This is a genomic window from Rhodanobacter hydrolyticus, assembly GCF_044904645.1.
This window is the reverse complement of the sequence record NZ_JADIKK010000008.1, coordinates 3,606,060-3,624,890: the sequence shown is the minus strand read 5'-3', so window position 1 is coordinate 3,624,890 and position 18,831 is coordinate 3,606,060. Positions and strand designations below refer to the sequence as shown.

Sequence of the window (18,831 nt, the reverse complement as noted above, 5' to 3'; positions counted from 1 at the left end):
TTTGCCTCGAAGCAGGCGTTCGCGCTTACTCGGCGCGGGCAGCAGCCTTGTTCGCAGCCTTGATGGCAGCGGCAGCGGCGACGTCTTCCTTGATGCGGGCAGCCTTGCCTTCCAGGTTGCGCAGGTAGTACAGCTTGGCGCCACGCACCTTGCCCTTGCGCTTCACTTCCAGCGATTCGATGGCCGGGCTGTGGGCCTGGAACACGCGCTCCACGCCGGTACCGTGGGAAATCTTGCGCACCGTGAAGGCCGAATGCAGGCCACGGTTGCGCTTGGCGATGACGATGCCTTCGAAAGCCTGCACGCGCTCGCGATTGCCTTCCTTCACCTTGACGTTGACCACCACGGTGTCGCCAGCGCCGAACTCCGGCAAGGGACGGGTGATCTGCTCGGCTTCGAACTGCTGGATGATCTTGTTCATGGCGACCTCAGTGGTTTGCGGGCATCCCTGACCGCGTGGTTTCTAGCAGCGGCTGTCCGTGGCCGCAATTGTCATTGGTTAATTGCGATCGTCCTGATCGCGGAGATCAAACGGCGGCCGTCCTGTCCGCACTCTTCAACATACGCCCGCCGCGTGGTATTCGCGACGGAATTCTTCCAGCAACGCGCGGGACTCCGCATCCAGCGCGCGTTGCGCCAACAGCTCCGGGCGCCGCAACCAGGTCCGGCCCAGCGCCTGCTTCAGGCGCCAGCGGCGGATTGCCGCGTGATCGCCGGAAAGCAGCACCGCCGGCACATCGCCGTAGGCGTCCCGCACCGGTTTCGCGTAGTGCGGGCAGTCCAGCAGGCCGTCCGAGAACGAATCCTGCGCAGCGGATTGCGCATCGTTCAACGCGCCATCCTGCAGCCGACCCACCGCGTCAATGATGACCGCGGCACCCAGTTCGCCGCCGGACAGCACATAGTCGCCGATGGAAAGCTCCTCGTCGACCTCGTGCGCCAGCAGACGCTCGTCCACTCCTTCGTAACGCCCACAGAGCAAGGCGATGCGCGGCAACCTGGCCAGCGCCTCCACCCTGCCCTGCGTCAGCCGCGCTCCCTGCGGACTGAGGTAAATCACGTGCGCCGGTTCCGGCGCCGCCTCGCGCATGGCCTTGATGGCCGCCCGCAAGGGTTCGATCAGCATCACCATCCCGGGTCCGCCGCCGCAGGTGCGACCGTCCACGGTACGGTAATTATCGGTGGCGTAGTCGCGCGGGTTCCAGGTTTCCACCTGCAGCAACTCGCGTTGCTGAGCGCGCCCCACTACACCAACGGCGGCGCACTGGCGCATGAAGTCGGGAAACAGCGTGACGACATCGATGCGCATGGACCTCAAACTCCAGTCTTCAGAATTCGGGGTCCCAGTCCACCACCATGCGCCCGCTGGACAAGTCCACCGTACGCACGTAATTGCCCTGGACGAAGGGGATGAGCCGCTCGCGCTCGCCGTCCCGCACCACCACCACGTCATTGGCACCGGTGGCGAACAGGTGGCTGACCCGCCCGAGCGCCGTGCCTTCGGTGGTGACGACCTCAAGCCCTTCGAGGTCGACCCAGTAATACTCGTCCTTGCCGGGAGGCGGCAGCTGCTCGCGGGCGACATGGATGTCGCTGCCGACGAGGGCGGCTGCCGTGTCGCGGTCGTCCACGCCGGGCAGGCAGGCCACCAGACCCTTGCCCTGCGGGCGCCCTTTCGCTCCCGCGATCTCCGTGACCGCACCCGGCGCCGTTGCCAGCAGCCAGGGGTGGTAATCGAAGATCTTCGTGCGCGGCTCAGTCCAGGATTCGATCTTGACCCAGCCTTGCACGCCATACAGCCCGACGATGCGCCCGACCGGGACGCGGCGACCGGCTACCGCTTCACTCATCAGAGCCGGCTCAGGCCGCCTGCTGCTTGCCGGCTTCCTTGACGAGCGCGGCGACCTTGTCGCTCAGCTGAGCGCCCTTGCCCACCCACTCTTGCACGCGCGCGACGTTCAGCTCGAGACGCTTGTCCTTGCCCGAGGCGACCGGGTTGTAGAAACCCACGCTCTCGATGTTGCGGCCATCGCGCTTGTTGCGCTGATCGGTGACCACGACGTGGTAGAAGGGACGGCCCTTGGCGCCACCGCGCGAAAGACGAATCTTGACCATGATGAAAGCTCCAGAGATGCCGGTGTGCCGGCCTCGCGCACGCGTATCGTGCGCGGTGAATCCGGCATTTTAGGGACATTGGCACAAAAAAGGAAGTGTTGGCGATGCTTTGGCCTATCGAGAGCCGCAGCGGCTGCCTGATTGCCTTGGAAGGGCTTTCCTGCCCTTTCAAGGTTCGCCAAGGCCAGCAGACAGGCCCCGGCTCTATCACCCGTTGCTACGCGACGGGTGACGAGATCTGCCGTGTCAGCGCATGGGCGGCATGCCGCCCATTCCGCCCATGCCCTTCAGGGCGCCGCTCATCTGGCGCAGCAGCCCCTTGCCGCCGCCCTTGGACAGCTTGGACATCATCTTCTCCATCTGCATGTACTGCTTGAGCAGGCGGTTGACGTCGGCGGGCTGGGTGCCCGAGCCCTTGGCCACGCGGGCGCGACGCGAACCGTTCAGCAGGTCGGGATGGCGGCGCTCCTTGGGCGTCATCGAACCGATGATCGCCACCATGCGCTTGATCTCGCCATCGTTGACCTTGGACTTCACGCTGTCGGGCAGGCCGGAGACGCCGGGCAGCTTGTCCATTAGGCCGGCCAGGCCGCCCATGTTGTTCATCTGTTCCAGCTGGTCGCGCATGTCCTCGAGGTCGAAGCGCTTGCCCTTCATCACCTTCTGGGCCAGCTTCTGCGCCTTTTCCTGGTCGACCTTGCGCTCGACCTCCTCGACCAGCGACAGCACATCGCCCATGCCAAGGATGCGCTGCGCCAGGCGGTCGGGATGGAAGGGCTCCAGCGCGTCCGTCTTCTCGCCAGCGCCGAGGAACTTGATCGGGCGGCCGGTGACGTAGCGCACCGACAGTGCCGCGCCGCCGCGGGCGTCGCCGTCGGTCTTGGTCAGCACCACGCCGGTGAGCGGCAGTGCGTCGGCGAACGCCTTGGCGGTGATGGCGGCGTCCTGGCCGGTCATCGAATCGACCACGAACAGGGTTTCGACCGGCGTGATCGCGGCGTGCAGCGCCTTGATCTCGGCCATCATCGCCTCGTCCACGTGCAGGCGGCCGGCGGTATCCACCAGCAGTACGTCCACCACTTCCTTGCGCGCGGCGATGATCGCCGCCTTGGCGATCTCGACCGGATCCTGCCCCGCTTCGGACGGGAAGAACTTCACGCCCACCTGCTCGGCCAGCGTGCGCAGCTGCTCGATGGCGGCCGGACGGTACACGTCGCAGCTCACCACCATCACCTTTTTCTTCTTGCGCTCGGTGAGCAGGCGCGCCAGCTTCGCCACCGTGGTGGTCTTGCCCGCGCCCTGCAGGCCGGCCATCAGCACCACCGCCGGCGGCGTGACGGCGAGGTTCAGCTCGCTGTTGGCCGTGCCCATCACCGCGGTCAGCTCGTCACTGACCACCTTTACCAGCGCCTGGCCGGGCGTGAGGCTCTTCATCACGTCCTGGCCCACCGCGCGCACCTTCACGCGCTGGACCAGGGCCTGCACCACCGGCAGCGCCACGTCGGCCTCGAGCAAGGCGATACGCACTTCGCGCAAGGCCTCGCGGATGTTTTCCTCGGTCAGCCGGCCGCGGCCGCGCAGGCGGTTGACGGTGGCTGAAAGGCGTTGGCTGAGCGATTCGAACATGAATGCGGCATCGGTATGAGCGAACGGATGATTATAGCCGAGGCCGCCCGGGACCTGCCTGCGGTCAGCGCGCAGGCTGCTCCTTCACCCACGACACGATGTCGTCGACCACCTTCGCATCTACGTGTCCGGGCGCCTTGTAGTCGACCAGCGTGCCGGTCTTACCCGCCGGCATGAACAGGTGGCTGAGGCCCGGATACAGGTGGAATGCCGTATGCGGACGGCCGGTCAACTCCTTCTGCCATTGCGCAAAGTCCAGCGTGGGCGATACCTGGAAATCGCTACCACCCTGCAGCAGCAGCATGGGCATCGAGGAGGCTTTCGCCACTTCCACCTGGCGGTAGTCGCGCAGGCCCAGCCAGTAGCCCTGCGGCAGGTTATCGAACGAACCCGCTGGCGGATGCCGTGGATCGGCGCCAGCCAGCAGTTTTTGCTCGGCGGCGATGACCTGTTCGTCGGCAGCGATCTGCGCCGCCGTCTCGTGAGCGCGTTGCCCCTGTTCACGCGCCTGTTCGGCCGACACGTCCAGCAACGGACGCCCCGGCGCAGCCATCAGCACTAACCCGGCCAGTTGCGGATCACGCTGGCCGATGCGCGGCGCCATCAGCGCACCCAGGCTGTGGCCGAGCACGAACACGCGCTTCGGATCGATCTCTTTCTGCTGCGCCAGCAGACGGGCTGCCGCCACGGCATCGTCGGTGACTTCAGCATCGATCACGAGATTGGCGCTGCGTTCAGGGTGATCGAACGTGCGTTTGTCGTAGCGCAGCGTGGCAACTCCGGCGCGCGCCAACTCCTCGGCAATGTCGCGAAACGGCTTGTTCGGGCCGATGGTCTCGTCCATGTCGTGCGCGCCGGAACCGGCCACCAGTACGATCGCGGGGAACGGCCCGGATCCCGCCGGCAGGGTCAGCGCACCATGCAACGGGCCGACCGGCGTCGGCACATCCAGCGGCGACACCCGCACCCCGCCAGCTTCGACATGCGCCTGCACTGTCGTGGAAGCGAGCGCCTCCACAGGCACGAAGCGGTAGCTGCTGATCTTGTCCTGCGCATCGCATGCCGCCACAAAACCCAGCTGCATGTTGGCGAAGCTCAACGCCGTACCAGCGACGGCGTGACCGGAATTGATTTTCTGCCCCACCACGCCATGCGACTGATAGGCGCCAAGCGAGCCTTGCAGCTGCTCCCACACCTGTTCGAGTTTGGCGGCATCCAGCTTGCTGGCGACGGCATCGTCGAAGTCCTTGCGCGCACCGGCGTAGTCGCCATGCGTCAGGGCATCCAGCGATGCGGCCGCATGGGCCACGCAAGCCGGGGTGGGCGCATCGGCGGCGTAAACCGCCGGGATGGATAAGGCAACCGCGGTCAACAAGACATACAAAGATTTCATCACGCATCTCCTTCCGACGGACGACGCCCCTCGAGGCGCCGATAGATGAAGTACGAGCACACGTGCGGGAGCAGCGTGAGGATCACCACGACCGCCAGCCCCCAGCCCAGCAGGGTCCCCGTCAACCCGAGGACGACCATCGCCACGCCGGCCAGCACGTACATCCAGCCGGCCAACCGGTGCGTGCGTTCCCACACCGCCTCGCTGGCCAGCGTCCATGGCGTGCGGATGCCGGCGAAGAAGTTGCGACGCAGCTTGCCCATGTAGTTGCCCAGCACCATCAGCAGCACGCCGGCCGCCAGCGGAGCGATGATCGCCATGGGCACTGCATGGCCGGCACCGGCCAGCAGCGTCGCGATGTCAAGCACCAGCACCATGCCCTGGCTCGCCAGCATCAGCGCGGCGTAGATGCCAACGAAGGACTCCATCTCGAAACGCTTCGGCGAGATGCGCGGCAACGCCATCGTGAGCACGGCCATCACGATGATCGTCAAAGGCCACATGGCCGCGACCTGGAACCGTGGGGCGTATCCATCCACCTGTCCGCCAAGCCCCCAGTGGACAGGTATGCGCGCCGGCAAGTGCGGCCAGAGCCAAACCGCCACGCCTACGGCGATGGCCACGAATACAGCGGAAACGATCAAGGTACGTGCGGGTTTCATCACTTGCCTCCAGCCTTGCCCTTGGTGGGGAACAGATCCATCAGCACCCGGGCGAGGTCCTCGAACACGGTGCTGTTGAGCGAATAAACGATGTATTGGCCGCGACGCTCGGTGCGCACCAGGTCGGCGTGCTTGAGCACGGCGAAGTGGTGCGACAGCGATGCCGGCGTGATGTCGAACGCCTCGCCGATTTCGCCTGCAGTGAGCGGACCGCCCTGCAGGCGCTTGAGGATCGCGCGCCGGGTGGGATCGGCCATGGCCTTGAATACTTCCTGCTGCTTCATGTGGGATGCCATTGGAGAGCGTTGCTAGATAATTAGATATTTTTCTAAATATTGCAAGTGCCATCGCACTATTTGCCACGTTCACGACTCACGGAAGCGTGTGCGACACTTCCAAGCCATGTCACTCGCACTGCCCACCACCCTCGCCATCGTGTTCTACCTCGGCGGCGCCAGCCTGCTGGCCGCACCGCTGACCGGCTGTCCGCGCACGCCGCAGCGCCTCGGCCTGGGTGCCGCAACCCTGGCTTTGCTGTTGCACATCGCGGTGTTGCTAGGCGCGCATGGCGGACGAGTCGACCTGCATTTCTTCGCCGCGCTGTCACTGGTCGCCTGCGTGGTGGCGGCACTGACCCTGCTGGTGAACCTGTCGAAGCCGGTGGCCGGACTGGGCATGATCGTGTTTCCGCTGGCGGCGCTGCTGCTGGGACTGGACGTCTTTTTCGCGCCGCCCACCACGCCGAATCCGCTGGACTGGCAGATCAGCCTGCACGTGGCCATTGCCCTGCTTGGCTACAGCGTGTTGTCGATCGCCGCGGTATTGGCCGTGCTGCTGGCCGTGCAGGAACGCGCACTGCGCACGCATCGCCCGATCCAGCTGATGCGCGCGCTGCCTCCATTGACGCAGACCGAATCGCTGCTGTTCCGCCTGATCGGCGCCGGCTTTGCCCTGCTCACGCTCACCCTGTTGAGCGGCTCGTTGTTCATCCAGAACATCCGCGCCCAGCACTTGATCCACACCACGGTGCTCAGCGTGCTTGCGTGGCTGATCTTCGGCACCTTGCTGTGGGGCCGCTGGAAGCATGGCTGGCGCGGGCGCAGCGCGGTGAACCTGTGCCTGACCGGCATGGCTGTGCTGTTGCTGGCCTTCTTCGGCAGCAAGGCGGTGCTGGAATTGATCCTGCACAGGAGCGTGTAAGTTGGTGCGATTCGCCCGGAATCGCGACTCGACCCAGTAATACGGCGAGCTTCAAGTGTCCGCTTTACCCGAGCGCCAACCGCGGCCATCCATGGCCGCGCTCTTTAGGAACAGCCGGCACGATCAAGCGATGACATCGCCTGTTTTCGGGCAACTGCCACGGCCGCGTGACCCACACCACCTCACCCACGCCACGCTCCTGCAGCAAATTCAGATTCGCGCCGCGCACAACCGTGCCGCGATACCGCTCACTCGCCGCGCAGGCGCACGTCGCCAGGCGCGATCTCGGCACGTTCTTCCGCGCGCGCGGCGCGCTGCTCCTCGAAGAAGCGTTGCACCTGCTGGCACACTGCCATGGTGTTTTCGCGCGCCAGCGCGGAGACGAGGAACCACGGCTCCTGCCATTCGAGGCGGCGCACGATGCTCTCGGCCACCTGCTGGCGCTCGTCCTCGGGCAGTGCATCGGACTTGTTCAGCACGAGCCAGCGCGGACGCTCCAGCAGTTCGGGGTTGAACTTCGCCAGCTCGTGCTCGATCGCGCGCACCTGCTCCACCGGATCGGTGTCGTCGACGGGCGCGATATCTACCAGGTGCAGCAGCAGGCTGGTACGCGCCACATGGCGCAGGAACTGGATGCCCAGACCTGCGCCGTCAGCCGCGCCTTCGATCAGGCCCGGAATGTCGGCGATCACGAAACTCTGATCGGTACCCAGGCTCACCACACCGAGGTTCGGATGCAAGGTGGTGAACGGGTAATCCGCCACGCGCGGCGTCGCCGCCGACACTGCGCGGATGAAAGTGGACTTGCCCGCGTTCGGGAAACCGAGCAAACCCACGTCCGCAAGCAGACGCAGCTCCAGCTTCAGCTCGCGCGATTCGCCCGGCGTGCCGTTGGTGAACTGGCGCGGCGCACGGTTCACCGAGCTCTTGAAATGGATGTTGCCGAGGCCACCCTTGCCGCCCTCTGCCACCAGCAGGCGCTGGCCATGCGCAGTGAGGTCGCCGATGGTCTCGTCGGTATCGACGTTGGTGATCATGGTGCCTACCGGCACGCGGATCGTGGCGTCCTCGCCACCCTTGCCGTACATGTCGCTGCCCCTGCCGTTCTCGCCACGCTGCGCCTTGTAGCTGCGCTGGTGGCGGAAATCGATCAAGGTGTTGATGCCCTCATCGGCCACCAGCCACACCGAGCCGCCGCTACCGCCGTCGCCTCCGTTCGGGCCGCCGAACGGGATGAACTTCTCGCGCCGGAAACTCGCGCAGCCGTTGCCGCCGTCGCCGGCCTGGACCTTGATGATGGCTTCGTCGACGAATTTCATGACATGGGGACCAGGAGCGAGGAATCGGAAAGGAAAGAATGAAGCGGGAAACAAGCTTACTCGGGAAAATCCCGCTGGCCGCCTCGCAAAACAAAAGCCCCGCCGAAGCGGGGCTCTTGCAGCAGCTTCGGAAGGGTCAGGCCTTCACGACGCTGACAAAACGACGATTGTTCTCGCCGCGAACCTTGAACTCCACCTTGCCGTCCAGCAGGGCGAACAGGGTGTGGTCGCGACCGAGGCCCACGCCGGTACCGGCATGGAACTGGGTGCCGCGCTGACGCACGATGATGTTGCCGGCCTCGACGGCCTGGCCACCGTACACCTTCACGCCCAGGTACTTCGGGTTGGAGTCGCGACCGTTGCGGGACGAACCTACGCCTTTTTTATGTGCCATGACTGTTTACTCCGGCTATATCAGGCGTTGATGCCCGTGATCTCGACTTCGGTGAAATGCTGGCGGTGGCCCTGCTGCCTCTTGTAATGCTTGCGGCGGCGGAACTTGATGATGCGCACCTTGTCGGCACGGCCGTGCTTGCGCACGGTGGCGGACACGGTGGCACCGGCCACGACCGGCGCGCCAACGGTGATCGACTCACCTTCGCCAACCAGCAGCACCTGGTCGAACTTCACGGCGGCGCCTTCTTCGGCGTCCAGCAGCTCCACGCGCAGGACGTCGCCCTGCTGCACGCGGTACTGCTTGCCGCCAGTCTTGATGACTGCGTAACTCATGGGAATGGCCCTTCTGTCGTTATTCTCTTGGGTTCCGTCACGGCCTTTCGAGCCGGACGAACCTGGGATTGTAGCCAACCGGCGCGGCGCTGGTCAAATCGTGACCAACCCCTCTGCCAAGTCCGCCGCCACGACAGCGAAAACCTCACTTGCCGGGTTCGAACGCAGTGCCATCCGCCGCCGGACTGGCCGGGCATTTGCCCTCGACATTGAGCGTCCCTTTCTTCTGCAAGGCCTGGATCAGCGCCATGGCACGCTCCTCACCCCAGAGCCTGCCGACCGACATCCCTTCTTCCATGGTCTTCGGCAATTCGGTAACCACCTTCTGACCCAGCGGCGACTGGTAGAACTTCAGCAGACCGGCAATGTCCTCGGCCGTGAAATGAGCCTGGTAGATGGGCACCATGCGCCCCATGAGATCGTTGACGCTTGCTTCGTCGACGAAACCGTCCCAGTAGCTGGCGGGTACGCACGGCACGTTGTGCCCCATTGTGCCGGAGAATTGCTTGCCCATCTGGATCACCCTCTGATCCAGATGCATGACCTGAAACAACTTGCGCACCTGCTGTTCGCTCGGTTGCGTGGCCAGTGCCGGCCCTGCCGCTCCGAGCAACATCGCGGCGCCTGCGATGGCGCCCATCCACCTGTGCCTAGCCATGCTCCTCTCCCCTTGAAGATGAGGCCACGGCCCTCATGGCCGCGGTCGCTGGGCATTTAGCCATACCGACGAATATCCGGGAATGCCGCCGCAAGACGCCCATAAAGCGAACCGAACTAAACTGTTTGGTATAGTAAAGGGCTCCCCCACGACCCCAGAGCGTCATGGACACCATCCGCATCCGCGGCGCGCGCACGCATAACCTCAAGAACATCGATCTCGACCTGCCCCGCGACAAGCTGATCGTGATCACCGGCCTGTCCGGCTCCGGCAAGTCCTCGCTGGCCTTCGACACCATCTACGCGGAAGGCCAGCGGCGCTACGTCGAGTCGCTGTCGGCCTATGCCCGCCAGTTCCTGTCGATGATGGAAAAGCCCGACGTCGACCATATCGAGGGCCTGTCGCCGGCGATCTCCATCGAACAGAAGTCCACCTCGCACAATCCGCGCTCCACCGTGGGCACGATCACCGAGATCTACGACTACCTGCGTCTGCTGTATGCCCGCGTGGGCACGCCGCGTTGCCCCGATCACGGCATCCCGCTGGAGGCGCAGACGGTGAGCCAGATGGTGGACGCCACCCTCGCGCTCGACCCGGAGAAGCGCTACATGCTGCTCGCCCCAGTGGTGCGCGAGCGCAAGGGCGAGCACGTGCAGGTGTTCGAGCAACTGCGTGCCCAAGGCTTCGTGCGTGCCCGCGTGGACGGCCAGGTGTACGACCTCGACGCGGTGCCGCCGCTGGGCCTGCGCATCAAGCACACCATCGAGGCGGTGATCGACCGCTTCCGTCCGCGCGACGACATCAAGCAGCGCCTCGCCGAATCCTTCGAGACTGCGTTGCGGCTGGGCGACGGCCTGGTGATCCTGGCGGACATGGACGAGCCGTCCGCGAAGGAGCAGCTGCTCTCCTCGCGCTATTCCTGCCCGGTGTGCGACTACTCGCTGCCGGAGCTGGAACCACGCCTGTTCTCGTTCAACTCGCCGGTGGGCGCCTGCCCGTCCTGCGACGGCCTCGGCGTGACTCAGGTGTTCGACCCCGCACGCGTGGTGGGCCACCCGGAACTTCCGCTATCCGGCGGCGCGATCCGTGGCTGGGACCGGCGCAATCCGCACTACTTCCAGATGTTGCAGTCGCTGGCCGCACATTACGGTTTCGACGTGGACACGACCTGGGTCGATCTGCCCAAGGCCACCCAGCAGGCGATCCTGCACGGTAGCGGCAAGGAGAAGATCGCCTTCCGTTATCTCACCGAACGCGGCGGCCGCGTCACGCGTGAGCACGCCTTCGAAGGCATCCTCCCCAACCTCGAACGGCGCTACAAGGAAACCGAATCCGCCGCGGTGCGCGAAGAGCTGGCCAAGTACATCAGCGACCACCCCTGCCCCGAGTGCGAAGGCCAGCGTCTGAACCGGTCGGCGCGCAACGTGTTCGTGGCCGACCGCGCGCTGCCCGCGCTCACCAACCGCTCCATCGACGACGCGCTCGCGTTCTTCGCGGAACTGACGCTCGCCGGCTGGCGTGGCGAGATCGCTGCGAAGATCGTCAAGGAGATCCGCGAGCGGCTGACCTTCTTGAACGACGTGGGCCTCAACTACCTCACGCTGGACCGCCAGGCCGACACGCTTTCCGGCGGCGAAGCACAGCGCATCCGTCTCGCCTCGCAGATCGGCGCGGGCCTGGTCGGGGTGATGTACGTGCTGGACGAGCCCTCCATCGGCCTGCACCAGCGCGACAACGAACGCCTGCTCGGCACGCTCACCCGCCTGCGCGACCTCGGCAACACGGTGATCGTGGTCGAGCATGACGAGGACGCCATCCGCATGGCCGATCACGTGCTCGACATCGGCCCCGGCGCTGGCGTGCACGGCGGCGAAGTGGTGGCGCAGGGCCTGGTGAAGGACATCCTTGCCGCCAAGCGTTCGGTCACCGGCCAGTTCCTTTCCGGTGCGCGCGCGATCGAAGTGCCGAAGCAGCGCCGCCAGCCCAACGACGACTCGTACTGGCTGCACCTGCGTGGCGCCAACGGCAACAACCTGAAGAACGTGGACCTGGCGATTCCCGCCGGTCTGTTCACCTGCGTCACCGGCGTATCCGGGTCGGGCAAGTCCACGCTGATCAACGACACCCTGTTCCGCCTCGCCGCCGCCGAGCTCAACGGCGCCAGCGCGCAGTCCGCTCCGTTCAAGTCGGTGGAAGGGCTGCAGCTGTTCGACAAGGTGGTGGACATCGACCAGTCGCCGATCGGCCGCACGCCGCGCTCCAACCCGGCCACCTACACCGGCCTGTTCACCCCGCTGCGCGAGCTGTTCGCGCAGGTGCCCGAGGCGCGCGCACGCGGCTACGAGCCGGGCCGCTTCAGCTTCAACGTGCGCGGCGGCCGCTGCGAGGCCTGCGAAGGCGACGGCATGTTGAAGGTGGAAATGCACTTCCTGCCCGACGTCTACGTGCCCTGCGACGTCTGCCACGGCAAGCGCTACAACCGCGAGACGCTGGAGATCCACTACAAGGGACACACCATCGCCGACGTGCTCGACATGACGGTAGAAGACGCGCTGAAGCTGTTCGAGAACGTGCCCACCATCGCGCGCAAACTTGACACCCTGCGCGCGGTGGGGCTGGACTACATCAAGCTTGGCCAGAGCGCGACCACGCTGTCCGGCGGCGAGGCGCAGCGCGTGAAGCTTTCCAAGGAACTCAGCAAGCGCGACACCGGCAACACGCTGTACATCCTCGACGAACCCACCACCGGCCTGCACTTCCATGACATCGAGCAGCTGCTCGACGTGCTGCACCAGCTGGTGGATCAGGGCAACACGGTGGTGGTGATCGAGCATAACCTCGACGTGATCAAGACCGCCGACTGGATCGTCGACCTCGGCCCCGAGGGCGGCGGCGGCGGCGGCCGCATCCTGGTCAGCGGCACGCCGGAAACCGTGGCCGCCACGCCCGCGTCGCACACCGGCCATTTCCTCGCGCCGCACCTGAAACAGACCAAGGCCAAACCCGCTGCCACCAAGCGGACGAAGAACGAACTCAAGCACATCGCCTCGGCCGACAAGTACAAGCCGATGCGCGGAAAGAAGAAGACCCCATGAGCAACACCGACAACGAATCACCCAAGCCAGCGCGCCGCGGCAAGAAAGCCGAACCGGTTGCTGCACCTGCAATCGCGGATGCGGCGCAGGCCACGCCGGCACCGCTGTTCACCGCGGACATCGCCGCGCGCTGGCGCGACCTCGACGCTTTCAACCACGTCAACAACTCCAACTACCTCACCTATCTGGAGGAAGCGCGGCTGCAATGGCTGAGCCACGTGCCCGGCCCGTGGTTCGACGAGCACAGCATGCCGGTGATGGCCGCCGTGCAACTCAACTACCGCCGCCCGATCGAGTGGCCGGCACAGTTGCACGTGGAGCTCTACTGCGAGCGCATCGGCAACAGCTCGATGACCATCGCCCACCGCCTGGTGGATGCCACCGACGCCAGCATCCTCTACTGCGACGGCCACGTGGTGATGGTGTGGATGGACCCGACCAGCGGCAAGCCGGTATCGCTGCCGCAGGCGATCCGCGACGCGGTCGGCTAGATCGCCGGCAATGCGCGACCGCCCCGCTCTCGTCCGCACCGCATTTGCGGTCAACCGTGACGCAGACGGCCCGGTCGAGAGCATTGCGGGCGCGCGCCATGCCTGGTGCTTTCGCCCGCATTTCCACGCCGGCGACGAAATCGTGCACGTACTTGCCGGCCGCGCAAGACTGCGCCTGCTCGAAGGCTGCCGCGAGGTAGCTGCCGGCGACACGCTGGTGGTGCCAGCCGGCGTGATTCATCGCTTCGAGCCGCTTGATCGACATGGCTGGGCGTTCGTTTCGCGCTTCGCGTCCCCGTCGCATACAAGTGCCCACGAAACCGTAACGCTGTCTGCACGGGCTGCCACGCTGCTTGCACAACGGCCAACGTTGCGCACCGATGTCGCCACCATCGCACAGGGCTGTACCGTGTCCGAAGGCCACCTGTCACGCACATTCCGCCGCGAGACCGGTAGCAGCCTGCACAATTTCCACGTAGTGCTCGCCCTGCAGCAAGCCAAGGCACTATTGCGCCGGCAGGCTCCCGTAGCGGAGGCCGCCTTGGCAGCCGGCTTCTATGACCAGGCGCACCTCAACCGCGAATTCGTCCGCACCTATGGCATGACGCCGGCTGCCTTTCGTGGTGGTTGGGCTGCTGCCGCATAAGACCGCTCAGCCAAGCTGCAGCGCCATGTATAGCGTGCCCGGCAACGGGTTGTCGTAGTAAGGGGGCACCGGAAGGAACCCCAGTGCTGCATACAGATGTCGCGCGGTATCCATAGTTGCCAGCGTATCCAGCACCACGCGTGCATGACCCAGCTCACGCGTGCGCGCGATGGCCGCTTCCGCCAGACGGCGCCCCAGCGCTTGCCCGCGCGCAGCGGGGCGCAGATAGAGACGCTTGATCTCTCCGGCACCCGGCATGACTGCTGGTCGCAGCGCCACGCAACCCAGCGGCAGGCCCGCGATGCCGCGGGCGATCAGGATGTCGCCCAGCGGCGGCGCGTACTTGCCCGGCAGTTGCGCCAGCTCTGCCTCGAAACCCTGGAAGGAGAGATCGATGCCGAGGCTGTCCGCGTATTCCGCGAACAGCTCGCGTACCACGTCGCCGTCTTCGGGAAAACGGGCCGACGCAATGCCGATTTCCGATGTCGTCATGTTGAACCGCCTCCGGCAGACTGTCATTGCGACAGTCTGCCGGAGGCCTTCGTTGCGCGCTTGGACCGTTCTGACCCGGAGCGCTCCGTTCGAATTACTTCACCAGTATCTCGTCCGCGAATAGCCAGGTATTCGCCGCTCCATTCGGAAAGGCCGCCGGCAATGTGGTGTAGCGGCCTGCCACGACGCGCACATACCGCGTCTCCAACGGTTTGGCCGGTTTGAACACGATGTGGAATACGTGGGGACTCGAGTCCAGCACGTCAGCTTTGGGTTGCTCCGTATCGACCGTGGTCCAGTGCTTCCCGTCCGCGGAAACCTGGAAGCTCACCTGTTGCGGCGGCAGGATGCGCGAACCCGTGTCCTGCAGGAAATCCACCGCAATCGCATGAACCATCGAAGGCTTCTGCAGGTCGATGGCAGCATCCACGTCGGCGTCATTCCAACCCGACCATTGACCGTTGTGGAAATCGTCACTGCCCAGCACGCCATCGGTCAACGCGGCAGCCGGGGCGTACTTCTTCGAAGGTGGCTGGACGAGGCTCAGCGGCTTGCCAGTGGCCAGGTTGTCCACCAGCGCGAAGCGGGCCGGGTTGTCGTAGCGCAGGCCCTTGCGGAACGGCACCACCTGCAGCGTGCCCGCATGGTGCAGGGTCACCGAGTCGGTGAACGAAGGCGAGCTGGCCGTAGGCACGCTGCCGTCCAGCGTGTAGTGGTTCACCAGGTCATCGAAACCGCGTTGCGCGTGCAGTTCCCAGCCGCCCTGCGCGTCCGCCGCGATCGAGTACTTCGCCACGACGCGATCTTCCGGGCCGTAGGCCACGTGCCACGCATCCAGTCGCGGGTACTGCGCCTGCAGGCGCTGCTGGAAATCCGCCCAGGCCGCATCGTCGTGCGCATTGCCGCGCCACAGGTTCTCGGCGAAGGCCAGCACGCGCGGATACATTTTGGACTCGGCGTTGTACGGGTTCGCACGCTCGCTCCACAGCGGGGCCTCGCCGCCCAGCAGCTGCGAGCGGTGCGCCGCGAACACGGCGGCGTCCGTCTTTGCATCGTCCAGGCTGCTGTCGTTGGCGATGTCGGTGCGGAAAACGTCCTTCACCGTCAGCGAATCCAGCGCCTGGTCGATGTAGAACGGCCCGGCGACCACCACATGGTTGCCATTCGCCAAGGCCTTGGCCTGTTCGTCCGCACCGCGCCAGGCTTCGATGATGGCCTGCGTGTCGGCGCCGCCTTCGAGAATCTCGTCCCAGCCGACCAGGGTCTTGCCCTTGCCTTCGAGGTAACGCTGGATGCGCTTGATGAAGTAGCTCTGCAGACCGTCCTCATCTTTCAATCCCAGCTTGTGCATCAGCGCCTGGCAGGACGCGCACTCGTGCCAGGCGACCTTCGGCGTCTCGTCGCCGCCGATGTGCACGTACTGCGACGGAAACAGCGGCAGCACTTCGTCCAGCACGTTCTCGAGGAAGGTGAAGGTGCCTTCGTCGCCCACGCAGTCGATGTTCTTGTGCACGCCCCAGGCAGTGGTCACGGCCACCTGTTTCTTGCTGCAGGACAATTCGGGATAGGCCGCGATCGCCGCCACGCTGTGCCCCGGCATTTCGATCTCGGGGATCACGGTGATGTTGAGCCGGCGCGCGTAATCCACCACTTCGCGGATCTGCGCCTGCGTGTAGAAGCCGCCGTAGCGCGAACCGTCCGCCTCGGTACGCCATGCACCGACACTGGTGAGCTTCGGATAGCGCTTGATCTCGATGCGCCAGCCCTGGTCGTCGGTGAGGTGCCAGTGGAAAGTGTTGATCTTGTAGTAGCTGAGCAGGTCTAGCTGCTTCTCGACGAAGCTCGCCGGATAGAAATGCCGGCCGACGTCCAGCATCACGCCGCGCCACGGGTAGGCTGGCGCGTCCTCGATGTCCACGACGGGCACAGCCACCTTCGTCGATTTCTGCACCGGCAGCAGCTGGCGCAGCGTCTGTACGCCCCAGAACAGGCCTTTCTCGGCGGAAGCGCTGATCGTGATGCCGGATGGCGTCACCGCGAGGCGATAGGCTTCCTCGCCTTGCACGGCCGGGTCGAGTTTCAGGGCGATGCCGTGCGCGGCATCACCTTCCTGTACTGCAATGCCGGTCTGCGCGCGGATCGCATCACGCAGGAAGGCAGCAATTTCACGGCCGCGCGCATCGTCGGGCGCCGATACGCGTGCATGCGCATCCAACTGGTAACTGCCCTGCCCGACCTGCATATGCTGCGGCTCGGGAATGATCGAAATGCCTGACGCCATGCCCAAGGCCGGCATTAGCGTGGACAGGCCCAGCAGGCATCGCGCAAGCAACTTCGACATCAGTGCTACCCCTCAGTTGGTTCGGGTTGCCTGGAGTCCGTGGCGGCAACATCCATAATCACTTGTAAATCATCGTTTCATATGTGCACACTAGCATGCAAGGCACAAGGCGGTTTGAATCCATGACGCACGCCAATACGGCCCCCGACTCGACACACTCCGCAAAAATGCGGAAGCCCGTAGCGCGCCAGTTGCCGCGACTGTCCTTCGGTGGCGCACCCATCGGCAACCTGTATGCGGGCGTGGAAGAGCGCGACGCGCTCGATGCGGTACGCCACGCCTTGCATCTCGGCGTGCGCCATTTCGATACAGCCCCCTATTACGGCTACGGCCTCAGCGAATCGCGACTCGGGACTGCGCTGGCCGGCGTTCCGCGCGGCGACTACAGCCTGTCCACGAAAGTGGGCCGACTCTTGCTGGACGCCGACGGCAGTGCTCCGGCAGCGGATGATGGCTTCGCCGTGCAGGGCCACCGCGCCGTGTTCGACTATAGCCGCGACGGCATCCTGCGCTCGGTCGAATCCAGTCTGCGCCGGCTGGGCACCGATCATGTCGAGATCCTTTTGCTGCACGACATCGGCGCACTCACCCACGGCGCCAATCACGCAAGCATCCTGCGGCAAGCGCTGGACGAAGCCCTGCCGGCCATGGCCGAACTGTGCAGCCAGGGGGTGTGCGGTGCGATCGGCCTCGGCGTCAACGAGCAGGACGTGTGCCTGCAGGTGCTGCCGGAATTTCCTCTCGACGTCATCATGCTGGCGGGCCGCTACACCTTGTTCGAACAACGCGACAGCGCGCAATTGATGGCGCTGGCCATACAACAGGATGTCGCGATCATGGCGGCCGGTCCGTACAACTCAGGATTGCTCGGTGCCGACGACGCACCCGGCGATACGTATAACTACGCAGCTGCCGACCAGGCGACGCGCGCCCGCGCGCAACGCTTCTACGACGTCTGCGGCCAGTTCGGTGCCAGCGTCGGTGCCGCCGCGCTGCAATTCCCGCTGGGCCACCCCGCCGTCGCCACCGTGGTGTGCGGCTTGCGTTCCATGACGGAAGTGGACAGTGCCGTGCGGCGCTTGCAGACCGCCCTGCCGGCAACACTGTGGGACCAGCTGCGCCAGGCTGGCGTGCTCGACGCCAACGCGCGCACACCATGAACCTGATCGACGCCCACCAGCATTACTGGCGTGTGGATCGCGGCGATTACGCGTGGCTGCACGACGCACCCACCTCGCTGCAACGCGATTTCCTTCCCTCTGATCTGCAAGCACAGCGCATCACCGCCAAGGTGACCGGCAGCGTGCTGGTGCAGGCTGCGGCAACCGAGGCGGAAACGCGCTACCTGTTTGAATTGGCCCGCGCCGACCCCAGCATCCTCGGCGTGGTGGGTTGGGTGGATTTCGAGGCGCCCGACGCGCCGTCGCACATCAATGCGCTGCTGCGCGACGGCGGCGGCCTGCTGCTCGGGCTGCGGCCGATGGCGCAGGACCATCCCGATCCGAACTGGCTGGCGCATCCCACACTCGATGCGGCGTTCGACCGCATGCAGGAACAGGACCTTGCTTTCGATGCCCTGGTAAAGCCGACACAACTGCCGGCGCTGCAAAAACGCCTGCAACGCGAACACGAACTGCGGGTGGTGCTGGACCATGCCGGCAAGCCCGATATCGCTCACGGCCATTTCGACGACTGGGCCGCGCACATCCGCGAACTCGCCGCGCTGCCCAACGTCCACTGCAAGTTTTCCGGCCTGCTGACCGAGCTTGCGCCCGGCATGCCGGGCGACGCACTCGATCCCTACGTCGACCACCTGTTCGCCTGCTTCGGTGCGGACCGGCTGATCTGGGGTAGCGACTGGCCGGTGCTCACGCTGCGCGACAACTACGCGCACTGGCTGGAACTCGCTCGCACGCTGGCGCAGCAACGCGCGCCGCACGCACTCGACGACATCTTCGGTCGCAACGCCCTGGCGTTCTATCGGCCGCAACGCGCACGCGCATCCACCGCCTCCGCAGGAGCTATCCCGTGAATACCGCCGCCATGAATACCCAACCGAGGCCA

General features: G+C 65.3%; 20 protein-coding genes. 6 read left to right on the top strand and 14 right to left on the bottom strand.

All coding sequences use genetic code 11. From position 1 onward, the window contains the following. Positions 1-25: 25 nt before the first annotated feature. From rplS to ISP25_RS18870, 8 genes are all read right to left on the bottom strand, one after another. Positions 26-421, bottom strand: coding sequence for a 50S ribosomal protein L19 (gene rplS, locus ISP25_RS18905; RefSeq protein ID WP_192156610.1), 396 nt, complete (start codon positions 419-421; stop codon positions 26-28). Between the two features lie 135 nt (positions 422-556). Next, positions 557-1,309, bottom strand: a complete 753-nt coding sequence (gene trmD / locus ISP25_RS18900) for a tRNA (guanosine(37)-N1)-methyltransferase TrmD (RefSeq protein ID WP_192156612.1) — start codon at positions 1,307-1,309, stop codon at positions 557-559. A gap of 19 nt (positions 1,310-1,328) precedes the next feature. Then, the gene (gene rimM, locus ISP25_RS18895) at positions 1,329-1,850 is read right to left on the bottom strand and encodes a ribosome maturation factor RimM (protein ID WP_192156614.1); all 522 of its coding nucleotides are present in this window, start codon (positions 1,848-1,850) and stop codon (positions 1,329-1,331) included. 10 nt (positions 1,851-1,860) lie between these two features. After that, positions 1,861-2,115: a 30S ribosomal protein S16 gene (gene rpsP / locus ISP25_RS18890; RefSeq protein WP_192105606.1), complete on the bottom strand. Its 255-nt coding sequence runs from the start codon at positions 2,113-2,115 to the stop codon at positions 1,861-1,863. Positions 2,116-2,361: 246 nt separating this feature from the next. Further along, a complete protein-coding gene (ffh, locus tag ISP25_RS18885; RefSeq protein ID WP_404615978.1) occupies positions 2,362-3,741 on the bottom strand; it encodes a signal recognition particle protein in 1,380 nt (459 codons plus the stop codon). A gap of 64 nt (positions 3,742-3,805) precedes the next feature. Next, positions 3,806-5,134, bottom strand: a complete 1,329-nt coding sequence (locus tag ISP25_RS18880; RefSeq protein WP_404615977.1) for an alpha/beta fold hydrolase — start codon at positions 5,132-5,134, stop codon at positions 3,806-3,808. Then, positions 5,134-5,796: an SdpI family protein gene (locus tag ISP25_RS18875; RefSeq protein WP_404615976.1), complete on the bottom strand. Its 663-nt coding sequence runs from the start codon at positions 5,794-5,796 to the stop codon at positions 5,134-5,136. Before ISP25_RS18875 ends, ISP25_RS18880 begins: the two co-directional genes overlap by 1 nt. Further along, complete coding sequence (locus tag ISP25_RS18870) at positions 5,796-6,080, bottom strand: autorepressor SdpR family transcription factor (protein ID WP_192156622.1); 285 nt, start codon at positions 6,078-6,080, stop codon at positions 5,796-5,798. The genes ISP25_RS18875 and ISP25_RS18870 overlap by 1 nt, the downstream gene beginning before the upstream one ends. 118 nt (positions 6,081-6,198) lie before the next feature. Here ISP25_RS18870 and ISP25_RS18865 point away from each other — a divergent pair, with 118 nt between their 5' ends. Next, on the top strand, positions 6,199-6,996 hold the full coding sequence (locus ISP25_RS18865) for a cytochrome C assembly family protein (RefSeq protein ID WP_404615975.1): 798 nt from the start codon (positions 6,199-6,201) through the stop codon (positions 6,994-6,996). Positions 6,997-7,244: 248 nt separating this feature from the next. On the opposite strand, the gene cgtA is transcribed toward ISP25_RS18865, so the two are convergent. From cgtA to ISP25_RS18845, 4 genes are all read right to left on the bottom strand, one after another. Beyond that, a complete protein-coding gene (gene cgtA / locus ISP25_RS18860; protein WP_404615974.1) occupies positions 7,245-8,315 on the bottom strand; it encodes an Obg family GTPase CgtA in 1,071 nt (356 codons plus the stop codon). 136 nt (positions 8,316-8,451) lie between these two features. Then, the gene (rpmA, locus tag ISP25_RS18855; RefSeq protein ID WP_192156627.1) at positions 8,452-8,709 is read right to left on the bottom strand and encodes a 50S ribosomal protein L27; all 258 of its coding nucleotides are present in this window, start codon (positions 8,707-8,709) and stop codon (positions 8,452-8,454) included. Positions 8,710-8,729: 20 nt separating this feature from the next. Further along, a complete protein-coding gene (gene rplU, locus ISP25_RS18850) occupies positions 8,730-9,044 on the bottom strand; it encodes a 50S ribosomal protein L21 (protein WP_192156629.1) in 315 nt (104 codons plus the stop codon). A gap of 145 nt (positions 9,045-9,189) precedes the next feature. Then, positions 9,190-9,702, bottom strand: coding sequence for a DUF2059 domain-containing protein (locus ISP25_RS18845; protein WP_192156631.1), 513 nt, complete (start codon positions 9,700-9,702; stop codon positions 9,190-9,192). A 164-nt stretch (positions 9,703-9,866) separates the two neighbouring features. Between ISP25_RS18845 and uvrA the strand changes: the two genes are divergently transcribed. Genes uvrA through ISP25_RS18830 form a run of 3 tightly spaced genes read left to right on the top strand, consistent with a single transcriptional unit; the run spans position 9,867 to position 13,934 of the window. Continuing rightward, positions 9,867-12,797: an excinuclease ABC subunit UvrA gene (gene uvrA, locus ISP25_RS18840; protein ID WP_404615973.1), complete on the top strand. Its 2,931-nt coding sequence runs from the start codon at positions 9,867-9,869 to the stop codon at positions 12,795-12,797. Then, entirely contained in the window at positions 12,794-13,288 is a 495-nt protein-coding gene (locus ISP25_RS18835; RefSeq protein ID WP_404615972.1) for an acyl-CoA thioesterase, read from the top strand. Before uvrA ends, ISP25_RS18835 begins: the two co-directional genes overlap by 4 nt. Positions 13,289-13,298: 10 nt before the next feature. Then, positions 13,299-13,934 carry a helix-turn-helix domain-containing protein gene (locus tag ISP25_RS18830; protein WP_404615971.1) on the top strand — a complete coding sequence of 212 codons (636 nt, stop codon included), beginning with the start codon at positions 13,299-13,301 and terminating at the stop codon, positions 13,932-13,934. 6 nt (positions 13,935-13,940) lie between these two features. Here the strand turns inward: ISP25_RS18830 and ISP25_RS18825 are convergent, their stop codons facing one another. Both ISP25_RS18825 and ISP25_RS18820 read right to left on the bottom strand, forming a co-directional pair. Further along, positions 13,941-14,426 carry a GNAT family N-acetyltransferase gene (locus tag ISP25_RS18825; protein ID WP_404615970.1) on the bottom strand — a complete coding sequence of 162 codons (486 nt, stop codon included), beginning with the start codon at positions 14,424-14,426 and terminating at the stop codon, positions 13,941-13,943. Between the two features lie 94 nt (positions 14,427-14,520). Beyond that, positions 14,521-16,767 carry a glycoside hydrolase family 20 protein gene (locus tag ISP25_RS18820; RefSeq protein ID WP_404615969.1) on the bottom strand — a complete coding sequence of 749 codons (2,247 nt, stop codon included), beginning with the start codon at positions 16,765-16,767 and terminating at the stop codon, positions 14,521-14,523. 167 nt (positions 16,768-16,934) lie between these two features. On the opposite strand from ISP25_RS18820, the gene ISP25_RS18815 reads away from it, so the two are divergent. Then, a complete protein-coding gene (locus ISP25_RS18815; RefSeq protein ID WP_404615968.1) occupies positions 16,935-17,927 on the top strand; it encodes an aldo/keto reductase in 993 nt (330 codons plus the stop codon). Beyond that, a complete protein-coding gene (locus ISP25_RS18810; protein WP_404615967.1) occupies positions 17,924-18,799 on the top strand; it encodes an amidohydrolase family protein in 876 nt (291 codons plus the stop codon). The genes ISP25_RS18815 and ISP25_RS18810 overlap by 4 nt, the downstream gene beginning before the upstream one ends. Positions 18,800-18,831: the final 32 nt, after the last annotated feature.